Source organism: Cupriavidus taiwanensis (assembly GCF_900250075.1).
Taxonomy (GTDB): domain Bacteria; phylum Pseudomonadota; class Gammaproteobacteria; order Burkholderiales; family Burkholderiaceae; genus Cupriavidus; species Cupriavidus taiwanensis_C.
This window is the reverse complement of sequence record NZ_LT977070.1, coordinates 1,328,087-1,348,393: the sequence shown is the minus strand read 5'-3', so window position 1 is coordinate 1,348,393 and position 20,307 is coordinate 1,328,087. Positions and strand designations below refer to the sequence as shown.

Here is a 20,307-nt window from a genome sequence, read left to right as displayed (position 1 = left end):
GCGCCTGAGCGCCCTTCTGCGATTTATTCCCGCGGCTTCTTCTCGAGCGCCGGCTTGCCATGCATGGCCCGCCAGGCCCACAGCACATAGCCCGAAATCGCGTAGGCCACGAACAGCCCGAACAGCGCCACCGGCGGATCGGTCGAGACCACCACGAACAGCACCAGGACCAGCACCATCATGCCGAACGGCACGCGGTAGCGCACGTCGAGGGCCTTGCCGCTGTAGAACGGCGCGTTTGACACCATTGACAGCCCCGCGTACAGCGTGATGCCGAACGCCACCCACGGCATCCACAGCTCCTTGACCGGCAGCTTGTTGTCGATCACCAGCCAGACGAAGCCGGCCACCAGCGCCGCCGCGGCCGGGCTCGGCAAACCCTGGAAGAAGCGCTTGTCGATGACGCCGATATTGGCATTGAAACGCGCCAGGCGCAGTGCCGCACAGGTGCAGTAGACAAAGGCTGCTATCCAGCCCCACTTGCCCAGGTCATGCAGGATCCATTCGTACATCACCAGCGCCGGCGCGACGCCGAACGAGGTCATGTCCGAGAGCGAGTCATACTGCTCGCCGAACGCGCTTTGCGTATTGGTGATGCGCGCCACGCGCCCGTCCATGCCATCGAGCACCATGGCCGCGAAGATGGCGATGGCGGCAGCGTCGAAGCGCATGTTCATCGCCTGCACGATGGCGAAGAAGCCGGCGAACAGCGCCGCCGTGGTGAAGGCGTTGGGCAGCAGGTAGATGCCGCGCCGGCGCGGGCGCTGGTAGGCGATATCGTGGTCGTCGACGGCTTCGTCGTCGAAGTCGTCGTCGGCGCCGCGCAGCTGGTTGTGGCGGAACGGCCGCAGGTGGGTCACGTTGCCGCTGCCGCTGCGCTTGTTACGTCGATGGAAGGCAACCATCACTGTCCTCCGGTCAGGCCGCCGCTCACTGCACGTCGAGTTCGGCAAGGATGGTCGACGAGGCCGACACCTTCTCGCCGATGGTCACGCGCGGGCGTGCGTCGAGCGGCAGGTACACGTCGACGCGCGAGCCGAAGCGGATAAAGCCGTAGCGCTGGCCGCGCGAGAGGTTGTCGCCGGCCTTGGTGTAGCACAGGATGCGGCGCGCCACCAGGCCCGCCACCTGCACCAGCGTCACCAGCTGGCCGTCGGCCGCGCGCCGGATCAGCACCGCGTTGCGCTCGTTTTCGGTCGAGGCCTTGTCGAGGTCGGCATTGACGAACTTGCCGGGAAAGTACTCGACCTTCTCCACCGCGCCGTCGACCGAGACGCGGTTCGAGTGCACGTTGAAGACGTTCATGAAGACGCTGATCTTCAGCGCCTCGCGCTTGGCGTACGGGTCCATGGTCTTCTCGACCACGACGATGCGGCCGTCGGCCGGGGCCAGCACGGCGTTGGGCTGCGACGGGATCGGACGCGGCGGATCGCGGAAGAACTGCAGCACGAACACCGTGATGATCCACAGCGGCAGCGCCCACCAGAAGCCCGCGCTGGCGTGCACCAGCAGCGAGATGACAAAGGCGCCGGCCAGGAATGGCCAGCCTTCACGGGCGATCAGCGGATGAGGATAGTTCATGCAGTACGTGTTTCGGTGGATACAGGCCAGAGCAAGGCGGCCCGGCCGCGGCACGCACGTGCCGCGCCCCCTGCCGGCCGCCGCGGGGAGCAGCATCCGGCACGCCTTGCCCGAAAAGTTCGACAAGGATAACAAAAAGCCGTTCAGGTCCCGGCAATCCCCTTCCGATGATAGAAGGGCAAGGCACGGAACGCTGAACGGCTTCGGCCCGCCGCCGTGCGGCGCGGGCCATCAGGCAGCGCTGGCGATCAGTTCTTCGACTGGTCGACCATCTTGTTCTTGGCGATCCACGGCATCATCGCGCGCAGCTTCTCGCCCACCACTTCGATTTCGTGCTCGGCGTTCAGGCGGCGGCGCGAGATCAGCGTCGGGGCGCCGGCCTTGTTCTCGAGCAGGAAGCTCTTGGCGTATTCGCCGGTCTGGATGTCCTTCAGGCACTGCTTCATCGCCTTCTTGGTCTCCTCGGTCACCACGCGCGGACCGGTGACGTATTCGCCATATTCGGCGTTGTTGGAGATCGAGTAGTTCATGTTGGCGATGCCGCCTTCGTAGATCAGGTCGACGATCAGCTTCAGTTCGTGCAGGCACTCGAAGTAGGCCATTTCCGGCGCGTAGCCGGCTTCCACCAGGGTCTCGAAGCCAGCCTTGATCAGCTCGACGGTGCCGCCGCACAGCACGGCCTGCTCGCCGAACAGGTCGGTTTCGGTTTCTTCGCGGAAGTTGGTCTCGATGATGCCGGCACGGCCGCCGCCGTTGGCGGTGGCGTACGACAGCGCGATGTCACGGGCGGCGCCGGACTTGTTCTGGTGCACGGCGATCAGGTGCGGCACGCCGCCACCTTGGGTGTAGGTGGCGCGCACGGTGTGGCCCGGGGCCTTCGGCGCGATCATGATCACGTCCAGGTCGGCGCGCGGGATCACCGCACCGTAGTGCACGTTGAAGCCGTGGGCGAAGGCCAGCGCGGCGCCTTCCTTGATGTTGGCGTGCACTTCGTTCTTGTACACGTCGGCGATCTGCTCGTCCGGCAGCAGGATCATGACCACGTCGGCGTTCTTGACAGCCTCGGCCACTTCCTTGACCTGCAGGCCGGCGTTGACGGCCTTGTTCCACGACGCGCCGCTCTTGCGCAGGCCGACGGTCACGTTGACGCCCGAATCCTTCAGGTTCAGCGCGTGGGCATGGCCCTGCGAGCCGTAGCCGATGATGGTGACGTTCTTGCCCTTGATCAGCGAGAGGTCGGCGTCCTTGTCGTAAAACACTTTCATGATAAATCCTTCAATCTCTGTCTTTTATATGAGGGGGGCGGCATCCTCGCGCGCATTGTGTGCGCACGGATCGCGCCGCCCGGGGATACTGCTTGAACCTGTGCGGTCGGCGCCGGATCAGACCTTCAGGATGCGCTCGCCGCGGCCGATGCCCGAGCCGCCGGTGCGGACGGTCTCGAGGATGGCGGTACGGTCGATCGCGTCCAGGAACGCATCGAGCTTGACGCCGTTGCCGGTCAGCTCGATGGTGTAGGTCTTCTCGGTGACATCGATGATGCGGCCGCGGAAGATGTCGGCGGTGCGCTTCATTTCCTCGCGCTCCTTGCCGACCGCGCGCACCTTGACGAGCATCAGCTCGCGCTCGATGTGCGCGCCTTCGGTCAGGTCGACCACCTTGACCACTTCGACCAGGCGGTTCAGGTGCTTGGTGATCTGCTCAATCACGTCATCCGAACCAGTGGTGACGATGGTCATGCGCGACAGCGAGGAGTCCTCGGTCGGCGCCACGGTCAGCGTCTCGATGTTGTAGCCGCGGGCCGAGAACAGGCCCACCACGCGCGACAGCGCACCAGCTTCGTTTTCCAGCAGGACCGAAATGATGTGTCGCATTTACAGGTCCTCCGCGCCGAGCAGCATTTCGGAAATGCCCTTGCCGGCCTGGACCATCGGCCAGACGTTTTCGGTGGGATCGGTCTGGAAGTCCAGGAACACGGTACGGTCCTTCAGGCGGAACGCCTCGCGCAGCGCCGGCTCGACGTCGGAGCTCTTTTCGACGCGCATGCCGACGTGGCCATAGGCCTCGGCCAGCTTGACGAAATCAGGCAGCGCATCCATGTAGGAATGGGAGTAGCGGTTGTCGTACTCGATCTCCTGCCACTGGCGAACCATCCCGAGGTAGCCGTTGTTGAGCGAACAGATCTTCACCGGGGTGTCGTACTGCAGGCAGGTCGACAGTTCCTGGATGCACATCTGGATCGAGCCTTCACCGGTGATGGTGACGACTTCCTTCTCCGGGAACGCCTTCTTGATGCCCATCGCGTACGGCAGGCCCACGCCCATCGTGCCCAGGCCGCCGGAGTTGATCCAGCGGCGCGGCTCGTTGAACTTGTAGAACTGCGCCGCCCACATCTGGTGCTGGCCGACGTCGGAGCAGATGAAGGCGTCGCCGTGGGTCAGTTCCCAGATCTTTTCCACCACGTACTGCGGCTTGATGATCTCGGAGCTGCGGTCGTACTTGAGGCAGTCGACCGAACGCCATTGCTCGATCTGCTCCCACCACCTGGCCAGCGCCTCGCGCTTGGGCTTGACGTCGCTGGCCTTGATCTGGGCGATCAGTTCCTGCAGCACGTCCTTGACGTTGCCGACGATGGGGATATCGACCTTGACGCGCTTGGAAATCGACGACGGATCGATGTCGATATGGATGATCTTGCGCGCCTGCGAGGTGAAGTGCGACGGGTTGCCGATCACGCGGTCGTCGAAGCGGGCCCCGATGGCGATCAGCACGTCGCAGTTCTGCATGGCCATGTTGGCTTCATACGTGCCGTGCATGCCGAGCATGCCGACGAACTGCTTGTGGGTGCCGGGGAACGCGCCCAGGCCCATCAGGGTGTTGGTCACCGGGTGGCCGGTCAGCGCCGCCAGCTGGCGCAGCTCGTCGCTGGCATTGGCCAGCACCACGCCGCCGCCGCTGTAGATGTACGGGCGCTCGGCGTTCTGCAGCAGCGCCACGGCCTTGCGGATCTGGCCCGAGTGGCCCTTGTTGACCGGGTTGTACGAGCGCATGTCGATCGACTTGGGGTACTCGTACTTGCAGGCATTGCGCGAGACATCCTTGGGGATGTCGACCACCACCGGGCCGGGACGGCCGGTCGAGGCAATGAAGAACGCCTTCTTGATGGTCGCGGCGAGGTCGCGCACGTCCTTCACCAGGAAGTTGTGCTTGACGATCGGGCGCGTGATGCCGACGGTGTCGCACTCCTGGAAGGCGTCCTGGCCGATGGCGTGGGTCGGCACGTTGCCGGTGATCACCACCATCGGGATCGAGTCGAGGTACGCGGTGGCGATGCCGGTGACGGCATTGGTCACGCCGGGACCCGAGGTCACCAGGGCGACGCCCACCTTGCCGGTTGCGCGTGCGTAGCCATCCGCGGCATGGACCGCGGCCTGCTCGTGGCGCACCAGGATGTGCTCGAACTTGGTTTGCTTGTGGAGCTCGTCGTAGATATACAGCACTGCGCCGCCGGGATAGCCCCAGACGTACTCGACGCCTTCTTCGGCAAGTGCGTGAACGAGAATTTCCGCCCCGATCATTTCGGGTGCGGCAGATGAATTGCTATCGGCGTGGGAGAATTCCGCGCTGGGCATGTTCATTTCAGTCCTTTGCAATTTTCGGCAAAAAATTGTTTGGATGCTCTCTGCCGAACTTGTGGCTCGGGTTCAAGCGGTGCGCGTCTGCATGGAAGACCGCCTCATAAGCGGCCGGATGAGACAACCACTGATGTCGTGTGAACCGTCGATGATACTGCAATGCACCAGCGCGGTCTACGGTTGTTTACGCCGCCGGCATCGGCAAGTTCCCCGGATTTGCAAAAACTTTTGACCCCGCGCCATGTATGTCCCGCCATACAAAACGGTACAGCGCGGCGAAATTTTGCTAGCATCCCAGCACATTGGGGCGCCGCGCGCCCCCGGCAGCACATTCACCAGAACCGGGCACTTGGTCCCGGCGCAACAAGCCCCAACCGCCTGAATGGCCACCGACCAGGAACTGTCCGCCTTTCTTGCCAGCGTCGAGCGGCGCGCCTTCAAGCAGGCCGTATTCGCCGTCCGCGACGACGAGGCGGCGCTGGACATCGTCCAGGATGCCATGATCAAGCTGGCCGAAAAATATGGCGACAAGGGCGCCGCGGAACTCGCACCGCTGTTCCAGCGCATCCTGCAGAACACCATCCATGACTGGTTCCGACGCCAGAAGGTGCGCAATACCTGGGTCTCGCTGTTTTCCAGCCTGCGCGACGACCGCGACGGCGGCGACGACAGCGACCTGCTGGAGACGCTCGAGGCGCAGGTCGGCTCGGAATCGGCCGAAAGCAGCGCCGACAAGGTCGAGCGCGCCCAGGTCATGCACATCATCGAGCAGGAGATCCAGCGCCTGCCCACGCGTCAACGCCAGGCATTCCTGATGCGTTACTGGGAAGATATGGACGTCGCCGAAACCGCGGCCGTGATGGGCTGTTCCGAAGGCAGCGTCAAGACGCACTGTTCCCGTGCCACGCATACACTTGCGCAGGCCCTGCGCGCACGGGGGGTCCGACTATGAGCCGAAACGACAAAGAAATCCGCGAGCGCCGGTTTGCGCATGAGGTTCGCGCGGCACTCGACGCCGGCGCCGAGGCCTTGCCGGCCGACATTTCCGAACGGCTCGCCGCCGCGCGCCGGATGGCGGTCGCCCGCAAGAAGGCCGAGGCGCCCGTGCTGGTGCCGCAGCTTGCCATGCCGGGCGCGCACGCGCCGCTGTTCGACGACGACGCCTCGCCGCTGCATCGCGCCGGCGCCTGGCTGCGCCGGCTGGGGCTGGTCTGGACGCTGGCCGCGCTGGGCGCCGGCCTGGTGGGCATCTACCACTGGCAGGAGCAGAAGCGCATCGAGGAGCTGGCCGATATCGACGCCGCCATGCTGCTCGATGACCTGCCGCCCACGGCCTATGCCGACGAGGGCTTCCACGTGTTCCTGAAGCACGGGCAATAGCATGGCGCCCCCGCTTCCCCGCCCCGACGTCCTGCGCCGCCGGCTGGCCGCCCTGCTGGCCGGCGTCGGCGCGGCCGCGTGTTGGGGGCTGCTTCCCGCGCCGGCCCAGGCACAGGGCGCTTCCGCGGCAGTCGGAGCCACCGCCCCCCACCCGGCCCAGCCGGTCGGCGCCAAGCCCGCCTGGGCCGACCTGAGCCCCGTCAACCAGCGCATCCTGGCGCCGCTGCAGCCGCTGTGGGACAGCCTGCCGGAGCTGAACCGCCACAAGTGGCTGCGCATCGCCGCGCGCTATCCGAAATATTCGCCGGCCGAGCAGGCCCGGCTGGAGGCGCGCATGGCGGAGTGGGTCAGGATGACTCCGCAGCAACGCCGGCTGGCGCGCGAAAACTACCAGATCACCCGCTCGCTGCCGACCGAGAAGAAGGCCGAGGCCTGGGACAAGTACCAGCAGTTGCCTGAAGAGCAGAAGAAGAAGCTGGCCGCCGCCGACCACGTGCCGCGCCGCCCCGGCGCCGTCAGCGCGCTGCCCAGCGGCAAGCGCCTGCCCAGCGACACCAGCCGCCAGCTGCGCCATGAACACAAGGCGGGGGCGGGCCACGCTGCCCACCCGGCCAGCGAGGGTGCGGCGCTGCCCGCAGCCGCGGCAACTGCCGTGGCCGCGGCGTCCGCCCCCGCCGCTGCCACTCCGGCAACGCCCGCAAGCGCCGCGCTTCCCGCGGCCAGCGCGCCGGCCACCGCGGCAGCCCAGGCCACCACCGAAGCGACGGCCGCGGCGTCCGACGCGACCGTGCGCCAGTAATTCGCAGGCCATTTGGCATAATGGCCGTTTGAGGCCGGCCAGCGCACGCGGGCCAGCTTCGCCAGGCCCGCACCGGCACCCGCATGCCGCGCGCCGGCGCCCTGTTCAGACCGCCATCGATGCCCGCTGCCACCCTCGACCCCGTACCCCCTGCCGCGTCCGCGCCGGCCGCACCGCCGCTGCGCCGCCGCATCGCCTGCATGCTTTATGAAGGCGTGCTGCTGTTCGGCGTGCTGAGCGCCTCGACCGCCGCCTACCTGCTGGTGCGGCCGCTGCTGCAGAAGCTGGGCGCGGACGGGCCGCTGGTGATCCAGCTGTGGAGCTTCCTGGTGATGGGGCTGTATTTCACCTGGTTCTGGCAGCGCAACGGCCAGACCCTGGCGATGCAGACCTGGCGCATGCGCGTCGAAAACGCCGCCGGGTTGCCGCCGCGCTGGCCGCAGGCGGCGCTGCGCTACGTGCTGGCGTGGCTGTGGCTGCCGCCGTCGGCTGCCGTCGGCCATCTGCTCGGGCTGGTCAAGGGCCCCTTCGTCGGCGTGCTGTGCGCCGGCCTGCTGGTCTGGATCCTGCTGGCCTGGCTGGATCCGCGCCGCCAGTTCCTGCACGACCGCCTGGCCGGCACGCGCCTGACCGACCTGCGCACCAGGCCATGAGCCTCGGCGCCGCCGGCATCCGCCGCGTCGCCGTGACCGCGCAGGCGGCCGCGGCGCTGGGCATTGCCGCGGCGCTGGTTCGCACCGCCGCCTGGCCGTGGCCCGGTGCGCTCGCCGCCGGCGCGGGGCTGATCCTGGGCGGCTTCGCCGCCGGCATTGCCATCGCCTTCGCGCTGAGCGGGCGCGGCCTGTGGGTCGCACGCGGCGACCACCCGCCCGCGCCGCCCGCCGAACTTGCCGCCACCCGCCGGCCGCTGCGACCGGCGGAGGCGTTGCGCTGCTACGCAACCGAATGCCTGGCGGTGCTGCGCATGTTCGACTGGCTGCAGCCCTTCCGCGCACGGGCACCGTTTGCGCCGGCCGATCCTGCCCGGCCCGGCCGCGATGCCCCGCCGGTGCTGCTGGTCCATGGCTATGCCTGCGGCCAGGCGATCTGGCTCGACATGCAGCCGGCGCTGGCCGCCGCCGGCTACCGCTGCCACGGGATCGACCTGGAGCCCGTGTTCGGCGACATCGACGACTACGCCCGCGCGCTGCTGGCCGCGATGCGGCGCATCCGCGCCGAAAGCGGGCGCGCGCCGCTGCTGCTGTGCCACAGCATGGGCGGCCTGGCCGCGCGCGCCGCGCTGCAACTGGCCGGCGACGAGGACCTCTGCGCCGGCATCGTGACGCTGGGCAGCCCGCACCACGGCAGTGCGCTGGCGCGCTTTGGCGGCGGCCACAATGCGCGCCAGATGCGCTGCGGCAGCCCCTGGCTGCGCGCGCTCGCGGCCGCCGAAACGCCGCGGCTGCGCGCGCGCATGATCTCGATCTTCAGCTGGCATGATTCGATCGCGGGCCCGCCCTGCACCGGCTGGCTCGACGGCGCCGGCCATATCCCGCTGTCCGGCATCGGCCATGTGTCGCTGCTGCGCCATCCCGCCGCCGAGCGTGCCGTGCTCGACGCACTGGCAGAGCTGTCCGCGCGCGGCCTCTGAGCTGGCCGCGAGTCGGCCCATGCAGCGGCTGTCCCGCAGCCGCAACGATTCACATGTCAGTCATGTTTTCGTCACCGTCGCGTCATTGCTTAATGGCTGAATGCAGCCATCGCCGCAACCGGGACTGGCATGGTGCAAGCAATCCGATCTGCCCGCGGGTATCTGTCGAAGGCCTCGCAACTGGCGCCATGGCTGCGCCGCAGCGCTGACAGCGGCCCCGCCGCGCCGGTGAGCGCCTTCATGGCGCCGGCACTCGATGGCGCCGCGCTGGCGCCGCCGCGCGAAGCGCAGGAAACCTATCCCCCCGAGCCGCACCCGATCCAGCGCTACCGCGCCATCTGGCTGTCTGACATCCACCTCGGGACGCCCGGCTGCCAGGCCGACTACCTGCTGGATTTCCTCAAGCACAACGAATCCGACCAGCTCTACCTGGTCGGCGACATCATCGACGGCTGGCAGCTGCGCCGCGGCTGGTACTGGCCGCAAAGCCACAACGACGTGGTGCAGAAGCTGCTGCGCAAGGCGCGCAAGGGGACCGAGGTGATCTATGTGCCCGGCAACCACGACGAGGCCGCGCGCCAGTTCGACGGCATGGCCTTCGGCGACATCACCGTGCGCGAGGAGGCGATCCACGTCACCGCCACCGGGCGCCGCCTGTGGGTGGTGCACGGCGACCTGTTCGACGGCGTGGTGCAGCACGCGCGCTGGCTGGCCTATCTGGGCGATTCGCTCTACACCATGATCCTGGCGCTCAACCGGCACTTCAACCGGCTGCGCGCGCGCCTGGGCTTTCCGTACTGGTCGCTGTCGCAGTACCTGAAGCACCAGGTCAAGAACGCAGTCAACTACATCGGCGCGTTCGAGAGCGCGATGGTCGACGAGGCGCGCCGCCGCGGCTGCGACGGCGTGGTCTGCGGCCATATCCACAAGGCCGAGATCCGCGAGGTCAACGGCCAGCTCTACTGCAACGACGGCGACTGGGTTGAAAGCCTGTCGGCACTGGTCGAAACCCTCGAAGGCGAACTGAAGATCGTCTACTGGACCAGGCTGCTCGACGCGCCCGCGCCCGCCATGCGCCGCCGGCGCCGCGCTGCCGTGGCCGGTTGAGCCGCGCCGGTAACGTTTTTCCGCGTGGCGCCATCTGCCCGGCGCCATCCGCACTGCCCTTCCACCGCGCCCAAGGAGGCTGCATGAAGATCCTGATCGTCACCGATGCCTGGGAACCGCAGGTCAATGGCGTGGTGCGCACGCTCAAGTCGACGCGCCGCGAACTGGAGGCGATGGGCCACACGGTCGACATGATCACGCCGCTGGAATTCCGCACGGTGCCCTGCCCGACCTACCCCGAGATCCGGCTGTCGCTGCTGCCGGGCGCGCGCGTGCGGCGGCGCATCGAGGCCTTCGGCCCAGACGCCCTGCACATCGCCACCGAGGGCCCGCTGGGACTGGCCGCGCGCAGCCATGCGCTGCGCCGCAAGCTGCCCTTCACCACCGCCTACCACACGCGCTTTCCGGAATATGTGCAGGCCCGCTTCGGCATTCCGCTGGCGTGGACCTACCGTTTCCTCGGCTGGTTCCATGGCCCCGCCCAAGCGGTGATGGCGCCGACGCCGGTGGTGCTGGACGACCTGCGGCGCTACCGCATTACCAACGCCGTGCTGTGGACGCGTGGCGTGGACCTCGACGTGTTCACGCCGCAGCGCGCCAATGTGCTCAACACCGCCCACCCGATCTTCCTGTACGTGGGCCGCGTGGCGGTGGAGAAGAACGTCGAGGCATTCCTGGCGCTGGACCTGCCCGGCTCCAAATGGGTGGTCGGCGACGGCCCGGCTCTGCCGGCGCTGCGCGCGCGCTATCCCGGCGCCAACTACCTGGGCGTGCTGAGCCAGCCCGAGCTGGCGCGGGTGTATGCTTCCGCTGACGTGTTCGTGTTCCCGAGCCGCACCGACACCTTCGGGCTGGTGCTGCTGGAAGCGCTGGCCAGCGGCCTGCCGGTGGCCGCGTATCCGGTCACCGGCCCGATCGACGTGCTCGGCGACAGCCCCGCCGGCGTGATGCACGAAGACCTGCGCGAGGCCTGCCTGGAAGCGCTGCGCATCGACCGCGCCACGGCCCGGGCCCACGCCGAGCGTTTCTCGTGGCGCGCCGCGTCCGAGCAGTTCCTGGCCCACCTGCGGCCGTTCGCCGCCGCCAGGCCAGGCCGGGGCGGCGCAGCGGCCCAACCAGCCACAGCCCAGCCTTCCGCCCCGCAAACCCATGCCGAAACCGCATCCGGAACTGCCGTCCGACCCGCCAATGCAGAGGCCGCCGCCCGCCATGCAGAGCGCTGACTACTCCGTCGACCAGAATCCGCACAAGGGCAACCGGGGCCTGGCGCGCGCCTGGCATGCCGCCATCAATTCGCTGTCGGGGCTGCGCTATGCGGTGCTGGAGGAGAGCGCGTTCCGCCAGGAGCTGACCCTGGTGGTGTTGCTGACGCCGTGCGCCTTCCTGGTGCCGGTGACGGCGGTCGAGCGCATCCTGCTGCTGGGCACGCTGCTGGTAGTGCTGATCGTCGAACTGCTCAACTCCAGCGTCGAGGCCGCGGTCGACCGCATCTCGCTGGAGCGGCACAGCCTATCCAAGCGCGCCAAGGACTTCGGCAGCGCCGCGGTGATGCTGGCGCTGGTGCTGTGCGGCGGCACCTGGATCACCATTGCCGGACCGCACGTGGTGCGGTGGGTGCAGGCGCTGGCGGGCTGAGCCGGCCCGCGGCGGACCGAGGGGCACAGGATGGGCAAGGCAGGCCGATTGCTTATAATCGCAACCCTGCCCCCGACTTACCGATCGCACCGATCGCCCGGACGCCCATGGAACCGAAACCGCAAACCGGACCCCGCCGCACCAGGGACCGCATCCTCGACGTCTCGCTGCGCCTGTTCAACGAAGTCGGCGAGCCCAACGTCACCACCACCACGATCGCGGAAGCGATGGAGATCAGCCCCGGCAATCTCTACTACCACTTCCGCAACAAGGACGACATCATCAACTCGATCTTCGTGCGCTTCGAGCAGGAGATGGAGCGCCGCCTGAAGATGCCGGACGACCACAAGGCCACGCTCGACGAAAGCTGGGGCTACCTGCAGTACATGTCCGAGTTCCTGTGGAACTACCGCTTCCTGTACCGCGACATCAACGACCTGCTGGCGCGCAACCGGATGCTGGAGACCAACTTCAAGCGCATCGTCGAGCAGAAGCAGCGATTTGCGCACGAGATCTGCCGCCAGTTCATCGAGGACGGCGAGATGGAAGCCACGCCCGAACAGGTCGAGGCCATCTGCACCAACATGGTGGTGGTCGCCACCTACTGGCTGTCCTTCCAGTTCGTGCAGCATCCGCGCCAGTACAACGACCCCGAGCAGATCCGCGGCTACCTGCACGGCTCGAGCTACCACATCTTCTCGATCCTGGCCCCGTATCTGCGCGGCCGGGCGCGGGAGGCATTCGACCAGCTGGCGCGCGACTACGCCGCAGCCAAGGCCGCCGCCGGCGCGGCAAAGGAAGCCAAGTGAAATCCGTCTGCGTGTATTGCGGGTCCAGCCCCGGCAACCGTCCCGAATACGCCGAGGGCGCGCGCCTGCTCGGCCGCACCCTGGCCGAAAACGACCTGACGCTGGTGTACGGCGGCGGCAAGGTGGGCCTGATGGGCATCGTCGCCGATGCCGTGCTCGAACATGGCGGCAGGGCCGTCGGCATCATCCCCGAAGCGCTGATGCAGAAGGAAGTCGGCCACCGCGGCCTGACCGAGCTGCACGTGGTGCGCAACATGCACGAACGCAAGCAGATGATGGCCGACCGCGCCGATGCCTTTGTCGCCATGCCCGGCGGCGTGGGCACCTTCGAGGAACTGTTCGAGACCTTCACCTGGCTGCAGCTGGGCTACCACGCCAAGCCGGTGGGCCTGCTGAACCTGGCCGGGTTCTACGACGGCATGCTGGGCTTCCTGTCGCACGCGGTGCGCGAAGGCTTCCTGAAGCAGGTGCACGCCGACCTGCTGCACGTCGGCGACACGCCCGCGGGCCTGCTGGCGCAACTGGCCGCCGCGCCGCGCGTGCGCGTCGACAAGTGGCAGGAGGCGCGCGACAAGACCTGAGCGCGCCCCATCGGGCCGAGCCTCCCGGCCCGGCTCAGAACGACGAGCCCGGCTGCTGCAGGAACGCCTGTTCCTCGGCCGTGCCGGGCCGGCCCAGTACCGCGTTTCGATGCGGGAAGCGGCCAAAGCGCGCGATGATCGCGCGATGCTTGTCGGCCCATTCCACCACGTCGACCGCGCCACCGCTGGCCTCGCGCAGCTGCGTCATCAGTCGCACCGCCTCGTCCTGGTCTTCCAGCGCCTCCGAATGCTCGAACGGCATGTAGCAGAACATGCGGTGATAGTCGGTGGGCAGCGCGCGGTCCATGCCGGAGGCGACGATGCGCCGGGCCAGTGCCAGCGCCTGCGCATCGGTGCCGAAGCTGCGCGGATCGTTGCGGAACATGTTGCGCGGGAACTGGTCCAGCAGCACCACGCGCGCGCACGCGCCCTCGGGCGTGACCGACCAGTCGTCAGGCGCCCCGTCGCAGGCGACCTGCCAGTCGGACAGGAAGTTTGCGCGAATCTGCGCGTCGAACGCATCCGACTTGGTGAACCATTGCGGCCGCGCGGTATTCCAGGCGGCCGAGCCGGGGCGGTCGAACCAGAAATCCAGCACACGCACGGCGTCTTCAGGCAGTTGGGCTGTCATCGGCAGGGGAAACCTCTCGGTGTAGAAACGGGAGCCTTGGCGCCCTAGCGCGCCACGTTGCGCATCCAGTCGGCAGTCTGGAAGAAGGCCTGCATCAGACGCAGCTGCAGGTCTTCGGACAGGCCGATGTCCTGCATCGCCAGCGCCATGCAGCGCATCCACTGGTCGCGCTCGCTGACGCCGATCTCGAACGGCATATGCCGCGCGCGCAGGCGCGGATGGCCGAAGCGCTCGATAAAGTGGTTGGGGCCGCCCAGCCAGCCGCACAGGAACCAGAACAGCTTGTCGCGCGAGCCGTCGAGCGACGGCGGGTGCAGCGCGCGCAGCCCCGCGAACTGCGGCTCCAGGTCCATCAGGTCGTAGAAGCGGTCGACCAGTTCGCGCACGCGCGCCTCGCCGCCCACCAGTTCAAAGGCAGTGACCTCGGCATTGCCGGGCTTGTCATCGGATTCAGTACTCATCACACACTCGGTCTGCGCGGCGCCGGCACGCTGGCTCAGGCATCGCGCAAGGTCGCCAGCGCAGGCTGGCGCAGCACTTCGCGCAGGCCCAGCCAGCCGCCGGCAAAAGCGCACAGCATGCCAGAAACCACGCCGACCGGCACGATCCACGCATTGAAGCGGTAAGGGAAGTCGAACACGAACTGCGACAGCCCCCAACCCACCGCGATCGCGCCGAGGCTGGCCAGCAGGCCGGCGAGGCCGCCCACCACCAGGAACTCGGCATATTGCGTCTGCCGCACCAGCGCCGCGGAAGCGCCCAGCGCCTTGAGCAGGCCCGCGTCGCGCATGCGCTCGTCGCGCGCGCCGGACAACGCCGCGTACAGCACCGTCACCCCCGCGGCCAGCGTGAACACGAACAGGAACTCCACCGCCGCGATCACCTGGTCCAGGATGTCCTGGATCTGGCGCAGGATCATGTCGGTGTTGACCACGGTGATATTGGGAAAGGCGGCGATCAGCCGGTTGCCCAGCGCGGCGCTGGCGGGCGGCAGGTGGAACGAGGTGATGTAGGTCTCGGGCATGCCCTGCATCGCCCGCGGCGGCAGGATCACGAAGAAGTTGACCCGCATCGAGCCCCAGTCGAGCTTGCGCAGCGAGGTCACGCGCGCCTGCACCGGCTGCCCGGCCACGTCGAAGCGCAGCGTGTCGCCCAGCCGGATCCCCAGGGTCTTGGCGATGCCCTCTTCCACCGATGCGCCCGCCTCCGCACCGTCGGACCCGTTCGACCAGCGGCCGGCGATGACGCGGTTGCCCTCCGGCAGCGCATCGGTATAGGACAGGTTGAATTCGCGCTCGACCAGGTTGCGCGCGCGCCCGTCCTCGAAGCTGTCGCCGCGGATGGTGCGCTCGCCGATATGGGTCAGGCGCCCGCGCACCATCGGATAAAGCAGGTCGGTGATGCCGGCGCCGGCCAGCATCTGGCGCAGCGGCTCGCGCTGGTCCGGCTGGATATTGATGATGAAGCGGTTGGGCGCGTCGGCCGGCGTGGCCTGGCGCCACGAATCGACCAGGTCGTTGCGGGTCATGCCGAGCAGCAGCAGCGCCATCAGCCCCACCGCCAGCGCCACGGTCTGCAGCACCGTGACCGCGCGGCGGCGCTCCAGCACCGCCAGTGCGAAGCGCCATCCCATCGCCGCGCGCCCGCGCAGGCGGCCCCGCAGCAGCCGCGACAGCAGCGTCAGCAGGCCCAGCGCCAGCACGCCGAACACCACGCCCGCGGCGACAAAGCCGCCAGCGGTGGTCAGCCCCAGCCGCAGGTCGCGCGCCGCCACCAGCAGCAGCGCGACAAAGGCGCCCAGCCCCAGCGCATAGGCCACCCAGGCCGACACCGGCGGCAGCCCGATATCGCGCCGCAGCACCCGCAGCGGCGCCACCCGCGTCAGCGCCAGCAGCGGCGGCAGCGCAAACCCGGCCAGCAGCACCAGGCCCGCCAGCACGCCCACCAGCGCAGGCAGCAGCGACGGCTGCGGCAGCGACACCTTGAGCAGCCCGCCCAGCGACAGCAGCAGCCCATAGTGCGCCAGGTAGCCGAGCAGCACGCCGGCCAGCGCGCCGGCCGCGCCGACCAGCAGGAATTCCAGTCCGAAGGCCCGCAGGATCTGCCCGCGCGACAGCCCCAGGCACTTGTAGACCGCGCAGGCATCGGTGTGGCGCTGCATATAGCGGCGCGCCGACATGGCAATCGCCACCGCCGCGATCATCGACGACAGCACCGCCACCAGCGACAGGAAGCGCTCGGCGCGGTCCAGCGTGGCGCGCATCTGGGGCTGGCCGGATTCCAGCGACTCGACCCGCGTGTTGCGCAGCTTGCGGCGTTCGATCTCGTCCTGCGCCCATTTCTGGAAGGCCGCGCCGGCAGCGTCGGGACCGGCCACCAGCAGCCGGTAGGTCACGCGGCTGCCCCAGCCGATCAGCCCGGTGCTGTCCAGGTCCGCCAGCGGCATCAGCACGCGCGGCGCAAAGTTCATGAAGCCAGTGCCGCGGTCGAGTTCCTGCGTGATGATGCGGTCGATGCGGAAGCTGCGGCTGCCCAGCTGCAACGTGTCGCCCACGGCAACCCCCAGGGCGCCCAGCAGCGCCTCGTCGACCCATACGGTGCCCGGCGCGGGAATGCCTTCGGCGGGCGCATCCGGCGCCCCCGCCGCGCTGGCCACCTTGAGCTTGCCGCGCAGCGGGTAGCCGTCGGTCACTGCCTTGAGCGCGGCCAGCTGGCTGGGGGCGTCGCCGCCGGCCGGCGCCTTGCCGTTGGCGGTAGCCATGCTCGGGAAGGTGACGGTCTGGGCCACGGCCAGCCCCGCCGCTTGCGCCCGCCGCGCGAAGGCGGCATCGAAAGGCTGGTCGGCGACCAGCAGCACGTCGGACGCGATCATCTGACGCGCGTCGCGCTCCAGACCCAGCCGCATGCGGTCGGCCATGAAGCCCACGCTGCTCAGCGCGGCCACGGCCAGCACCAGCGCAAACAGCAGCAGGTAGAGCTCGCCCGCCAGCCAGTCGCGCCGGGCCATGCGCAGCGCCTGGCGCCAGGCGGAAAATTTGCCGCCGGTGGCGGCGTGCAATCCGGCGGGTTGGGCCGCAGTGGCCGGGACGTCGATGGCGGACTCGGAGGGCATCGGTTGGTTGGTTCTTGGTTGTGCTGGCGCCGGTGCGCCTCGGGTCAGTCGGGCAAGGCAAAAAAGCTGCCAGGAACGGCCGCGCCGCTAGCGCGGCGCGTCATGCCGGGCTCCGCCGCGCAGGCTGGCATGAAGGCGGCGCACCCCACGCCACAACTTCGGCAGCAGCCACACCGAGCCCAGCAGGAACACCGCCAGCAGGACCAGGAACAGCACCGGCACGAAGAAGGCCAGCAGCAGGATGCCGGTGGCGGTCAGGTCCTCAGTGAATGAGGCCGTCCAGTTGGAAAACGGTTCCGGCGAGACGTTGATCAGCGCGCGCGTGCCGGCCTTGACCGCATGCGCGGTGCCGGCCAGCGTGCCGCCGATCAGGCCGGCCGCCACCACCCACTGCGGATCCAGCTGGCCGAACGCGGCGGCCGCCAGGATCGCCCCGGCCGGAATGCGGATGAAGGTATGGATGCCGTCCCAGACGGTGTCGAAGGCCGGCACCTTGTCGGCGACGAACTCGGCCACGGCCAGCACCGCGGCCACGCCGATCACCCACCAGGACTCGAGCGGCTGCAGCCCCGGCGGCAGTTCCAGCCAGCCCAGCCGCGCCAGCACCCCGGCGGCCAGCACGGCAAGATAAAGGCGAAATCCGCTGGCCCAGGACATGCCCGCGGCCAGCGCGGCGGTTTCCAGCATGGCGCTCCTTGCAAGGGTCCGGCGCGGGCCGGCGCAGAGACCGGCGCGCCCTGGCAGGGAGTGTAATACGGACCGGCCCGACCGGGCCGACCGGGCCGAGACAGGCCCGGCCCTGGCTCAGCTGCCTTCCTTGCCGTCCGGGCCAAACCACGGCAGCGCCTCCTGCGGGGTCAGGATCCCCGCCGGCTCGGCCATGGTATAGCCGGGCAGCGCCTCGATGCGCCGGGCGAAGGCCGGATCGGCCAGCAAGGCCAGCAGCGCGGCCATCCAGCCGGCGGTCTGGTCGTTCTTGCGCAGCGCCAGATAATAGGCCTCGCGCGTCAGTGGCACGAACGCCAGGCCGTGGGCCTCGGCGTTCATGCGCAGCCCGAAACCCGCCTGGGCGCGGCCGCTGTGCACCGCTTCCGCCACTTTTTCATTGCTGAACTCGGTCTCGTCGTAGCCATTGACCAGGTCGGGATACAGGCCCTCGGCCGCCAGCAGCTGGTCGAACAGCATGCGCGTGCCCGAACTGCGCTGCCGGTTGACGAAGCGCGCCTGGCTGCGCGCCAGGCCGCGCAGGTCGTGCACCTCGGGCGCCAGCTCGGGCGCCAGGATCAGGCCCTGCTCGCGCCACGCCAGCCGCAGCAGCCGCACGGCGCCGGGCCGCAGCCACTTGCGCAGGGTCACATGCGCCACCGAGCCCGCGGTCTGCACCGGCGAGACATAGAACCCGGCCAGCTCCGACTGGCGCTCCTGCAGGCAGATCAACCCTTCCACGCTGCCGCAGAACACCGTGTCGAGCTGCAGCGGACTGCCGGCCGTGCCCAGCGCGGCGGCGAGCACTTCCACCGCCGGGTCATGGCTGCCGGTGAAATGCACGCACGACTGCGGCTGCTGGGCGTCGTCCAGGTCGGCGATGAACTCCGCCATGGCGCGCTGCACCGCCGGCTCGATCGACTCGCGCAGGCGCAGCTCGGCGCGCAGCAGGCGCTCGCCGAAGCGCGTCAGCGAGGCGCCGCGCCCGCGCTCCATATCCAGCATGCTGCGGCCGAGCATCTCTTCCCACGACCGCATCACGCCCCAGGCGTGGCGGTACGACAGCCCGATCTCGCGCGCGGCACGGTGCAGCGATCCGGTTTCGCGCACCGCCTTGAGCAGCTGGAACACCTTGGCATTGGCGCGCGGATTGTCGTCGGAGGCGATCACCGGAAACAGGTCGAAGCGGAAGGTCATAGGTTCCCCGCTACATATTTACTTGTCGATCTCGGCTGGACCACAATGAATACCCCATTCTTATGTTGTTTTGCCGAATTCTCCCTGAGGTCCGAAGGCAAAATCAATTATGTCTGCAAGAACATAACAACGAGGAGTCGCCGATGCCCCGCCCTGCCGAACCCTTGCGCCACCGCGCGCGCCACGTCGCCGTGCCGCTGCTGTGCCTCGGCCTGCTGTCGGCCGCGCAGGCCGGCGAGATCAAGCTCGCCACCACCACCAGCACCGAGAACTCTGGTCTGCTGAAGCACCTGCTGCCGCGTTTCGAGCAGAAATCAGGCGTCACGGTGAAAGTCATCGCCGTCGGCTCGGGCAAGGCCATGAAGATGGGCGAGATGGGCGACGTCGACGTGCTGCTGGTGCACGCGCGCAAGATGGAGGATGCCTTCGTCGCCGCCGGCTACGGCGTCAACCGGCGCGACGTCATGTACAACGATTTCATCGTGGTCGGGCCGGCCAGCGACCCGGCCGGGGTCAAGGGCGGCAAGGACGTGCTGGCCGGCTTCCGCAAGCTTGCCGCCAGCGGCAGCAAGTTCATCTCGCGCGGCGACAATTCCGGCACCGACGTGATGGAAAAGGACTACTGGAAGCAACTCGGCATCGAGCCCAAGGGCCAGCCGTGGTACGTCAACGCCGGCCTGGGCATGGGCGAGGTGCTGACCATGGCGGCGCAGATGCCGGCCTATACGCTGTCGGACCGCGCCACCTATGGCGCATATCGCGCCAAGACCGGCCTGGCCATCGCCATCGAAGGCGATCCGAAGATGTTCAACCCTTACGGGATCATCGCGGTCAACCCGGCCAGGCATCCGGGCACCAACTACAAGGATGCGATGAAGCTGGTGGAGTGGATCACGTCACGTGAAGGACAGGACGCGATTGCGGGGTACAAGGTGGGTGGGGAGCAGCTCTTCTTCCCGAGCTACAAGGCCGGGTAGAGGCCTTAGCCGGCGCCCGCCACCCGGTCGGGCGCGTTCAGGACCGACGCAATAAAGGCTGATTTGACGGCCCGATAGGCGTCCATCCCCACACCTTCATGCGAACGCTTGAGCGCGTTATAGCGCTCGACCAGTTCCGGATTTGCCCGCAGCCTGTCTCGGAAGTGAACGAATACATCCAGCGGCGCACCGCGGACGACCAGCTGGATGCCGACGGATGGCCGCAGGTCATGACGCTGAAACGCCGAAAATGTGTCGGTGCGCACCGAGCCCAGGTTGCGCTCGCACAGGACTGACAGCGCCTCGTCCGCCGCGGCAAACGAGTCCCGGCTGACCTGGACCGAGATATCGAGGTCCCCCTTCGTCAGACAGCCCTGGACCGCCGTGGCACCAACATGCTCGATGACGGCATCGGCCGGCAGAACTGCTGCAAGGCGAAGCCGGAGCGACTGGTACAGGGTCTCCGCAGCCACAGATCCTGCCGCATCCGGATCCAGCCTCAAGCGTTCAGCGCTCTCATCTCCCATG

The 20,307-nt window shown here is 68.3% G+C and carries 22 protein-coding genes; 11 read left to right on the top strand and 11 right to left on the bottom strand.

Translation table 11 applies throughout. The features are described 5' to 3' along the window. Positions 1–23: 23 nt before the first annotated feature. The 5 genes from pssA to CBM2588_RS06240 form a co-directional block, all read right to left on the bottom strand. Positions 24–905 (bottom strand): CDP-diacylglycerol--serine O-phosphatidyltransferase, encoded by an 882-nt coding sequence (gene pssA, locus CBM2588_RS06260; RefSeq protein ID WP_115679816.1) that lies wholly within the window; start codon positions 903–905, stop codon positions 24–26. A gap of 25 nt (positions 906–930) precedes the next feature. Then, on the bottom strand, positions 931–1,581 hold the full coding sequence (locus CBM2588_RS06255) for a phosphatidylserine decarboxylase (RefSeq protein WP_092314072.1): 651 nt from the start codon (positions 1,579–1,581) through the stop codon (positions 931–933). A 248-nt stretch (positions 1,582–1,829) separates the two neighbouring features. Further along, complete coding sequence (gene ilvC, locus CBM2588_RS06250) at positions 1,830–2,846, bottom strand: ketol-acid reductoisomerase (protein WP_012352318.1); 1,017 nt, start codon at positions 2,844–2,846, stop codon at positions 1,830–1,832. A 117-nt stretch (positions 2,847–2,963) separates the two neighbouring features. Next, entirely contained in the window at positions 2,964–3,455 is a 492-nt protein-coding gene (ilvN, locus tag CBM2588_RS06245) for an acetolactate synthase small subunit (RefSeq protein ID WP_012352317.1), read from the bottom strand. Beyond that, entirely contained in the window at positions 3,456–5,219 is a 1,764-nt protein-coding gene (locus CBM2588_RS06240) for an acetolactate synthase 3 catalytic subunit (protein WP_111519551.1), read from the bottom strand. It lies immediately after the preceding gene. Positions 5,220–5,598: 379 nt separating this feature from the next. On the opposite strand from CBM2588_RS06240, the gene CBM2588_RS06235 reads away from it, so the two are divergent. From CBM2588_RS06235 to CBM2588_RS06190, 10 genes are all read left to right on the top strand, one after another. Continuing rightward, a complete protein-coding gene (locus CBM2588_RS06235; RefSeq protein WP_115679815.1) occupies positions 5,599–6,168 on the top strand; it encodes an RNA polymerase sigma factor in 570 nt (189 codons plus the stop codon). Then, positions 6,165–6,596 carry a DUF3619 family protein gene (locus tag CBM2588_RS06230; protein ID WP_115679814.1) on the top strand — a complete coding sequence of 144 codons (432 nt, stop codon included), beginning with the start codon at positions 6,165–6,167 and terminating at the stop codon, positions 6,594–6,596. Before CBM2588_RS06235 ends, CBM2588_RS06230 begins: the two co-directional genes overlap by 4 nt. Before the next feature lies 1 nt (position 6,597). Next, positions 6,598–7,395, top strand: a complete 798-nt coding sequence (locus CBM2588_RS06225) for a DUF3106 domain-containing protein (protein WP_115679813.1) — start codon at positions 6,598–6,600, stop codon at positions 7,393–7,395. A gap of 119 nt (positions 7,396–7,514) precedes the next feature. After that, positions 7,515–8,048, top strand: coding sequence for an RDD family protein (locus tag CBM2588_RS06220; protein ID WP_115681422.1), 534 nt, complete (start codon positions 7,515–7,517; stop codon positions 8,046–8,048). Continuing rightward, complete coding sequence (locus tag CBM2588_RS06215; protein WP_115679812.1) at positions 8,045–9,025, top strand: esterase/lipase family protein; 981 nt, start codon at positions 8,045–8,047, stop codon at positions 9,023–9,025. Before CBM2588_RS06220 ends, CBM2588_RS06215 begins: the two co-directional genes overlap by 4 nt. A gap of 129 nt (positions 9,026–9,154) precedes the next feature. Further along, positions 9,155–10,132, top strand: coding sequence for a UDP-2,3-diacylglucosamine diphosphatase (locus CBM2588_RS06210; RefSeq protein ID WP_115679811.1), 978 nt, complete (start codon positions 9,155–9,157; stop codon positions 10,130–10,132). An 83-nt stretch (positions 10,133–10,215) separates the two neighbouring features. Beyond that, positions 10,216–11,355 carry a glycosyltransferase family 4 protein gene (locus CBM2588_RS06205; RefSeq protein ID WP_115679810.1) on the top strand — a complete coding sequence of 380 codons (1,140 nt, stop codon included), beginning with the start codon at positions 10,216–10,218 and terminating at the stop codon, positions 11,353–11,355. Beyond that, the gene (locus CBM2588_RS06200; protein WP_115679809.1) at positions 11,282–11,767 is read left to right on the top strand and encodes a diacylglycerol kinase; all 486 of its coding nucleotides are present in this window, start codon (positions 11,282–11,284) and stop codon (positions 11,765–11,767) included. The genes CBM2588_RS06205 and CBM2588_RS06200 overlap by 74 nt, the downstream gene beginning before the upstream one ends. A 107-nt stretch (positions 11,768–11,874) precedes the next feature. Next, the gene (locus CBM2588_RS06195; protein WP_012352307.1) at positions 11,875–12,576 is read left to right on the top strand and encodes a TetR/AcrR family transcriptional regulator; all 702 of its coding nucleotides are present in this window, start codon (positions 11,875–11,877) and stop codon (positions 12,574–12,576) included. Continuing rightward, a complete protein-coding gene (locus CBM2588_RS06190; RefSeq protein ID WP_115679808.1) occupies positions 12,573–13,157 on the top strand; it encodes a TIGR00730 family Rossman fold protein in 585 nt (194 codons plus the stop codon). The genes CBM2588_RS06195 and CBM2588_RS06190 overlap by 4 nt, the downstream gene beginning before the upstream one ends. Before the next feature lie 34 nt (positions 13,158–13,191). Here CBM2588_RS06190 and CBM2588_RS06185 read toward each other — a convergent pair whose 3' ends face one another. The 5 genes from CBM2588_RS06185 to CBM2588_RS06165 all read right to left on the bottom strand — a co-directional run bounded on the left by CBM2588_RS06185 (position 13,192) and on the right by CBM2588_RS06165 (position 18,802). Continuing rightward, entirely contained in the window at positions 13,192–13,788 is a 597-nt protein-coding gene (locus CBM2588_RS06185) for a DUF924 family protein (protein WP_115679807.1), read from the bottom strand. A 44-nt stretch (positions 13,789–13,832) separates the two neighbouring features. Then, on the bottom strand, positions 13,833–14,249 hold the full coding sequence (locus CBM2588_RS06180; protein ID WP_115679806.1) for a group II truncated hemoglobin: 417 nt from the start codon (positions 14,247–14,249) through the stop codon (positions 13,833–13,835). Between the two features lie 35 nt (positions 14,250–14,284). Then, the gene (locus CBM2588_RS06175) at positions 14,285–16,900 is read right to left on the bottom strand and encodes an ABC transporter permease (protein ID WP_115679805.1); all 2,616 of its coding nucleotides are present in this window, start codon (positions 16,898–16,900) and stop codon (positions 14,285–14,287) included. A gap of 87 nt (positions 16,901–16,987) precedes the next feature. Further along, entirely contained in the window at positions 16,988–17,587 is a 600-nt protein-coding gene (locus CBM2588_RS06170) for a DUF4126 domain-containing protein (protein WP_115679804.1), read from the bottom strand. A gap of 117 nt (positions 17,588–17,704) precedes the next feature. Next, the gene (locus tag CBM2588_RS06165) at positions 17,705–18,802 is read right to left on the bottom strand and encodes a substrate-binding domain-containing protein (RefSeq protein WP_115679803.1); all 1,098 of its coding nucleotides are present in this window, start codon (positions 18,800–18,802) and stop codon (positions 17,705–17,707) included. Positions 18,803–18,945: 143 nt separating this feature from the next. Between CBM2588_RS06165 and CBM2588_RS06160 the strand changes: the two genes are divergently transcribed. Further along, a complete protein-coding gene (locus CBM2588_RS06160; protein WP_115679802.1) occupies positions 18,946–19,779 on the top strand; it encodes a substrate-binding domain-containing protein in 834 nt (277 codons plus the stop codon). Positions 19,780–19,784: 5 nt separating this feature from the next. Here the strand turns inward: CBM2588_RS06160 and CBM2588_RS06155 are convergent, their stop codons facing one another. Next, positions 19,785–20,306 carry a GrpB family protein gene (locus tag CBM2588_RS06155; protein WP_115679801.1) on the bottom strand — a complete coding sequence of 174 codons (522 nt, stop codon included), beginning with the start codon at positions 20,304–20,306 and terminating at the stop codon, positions 19,785–19,787. Position 20,307 lies beyond the last annotated feature (1 nt).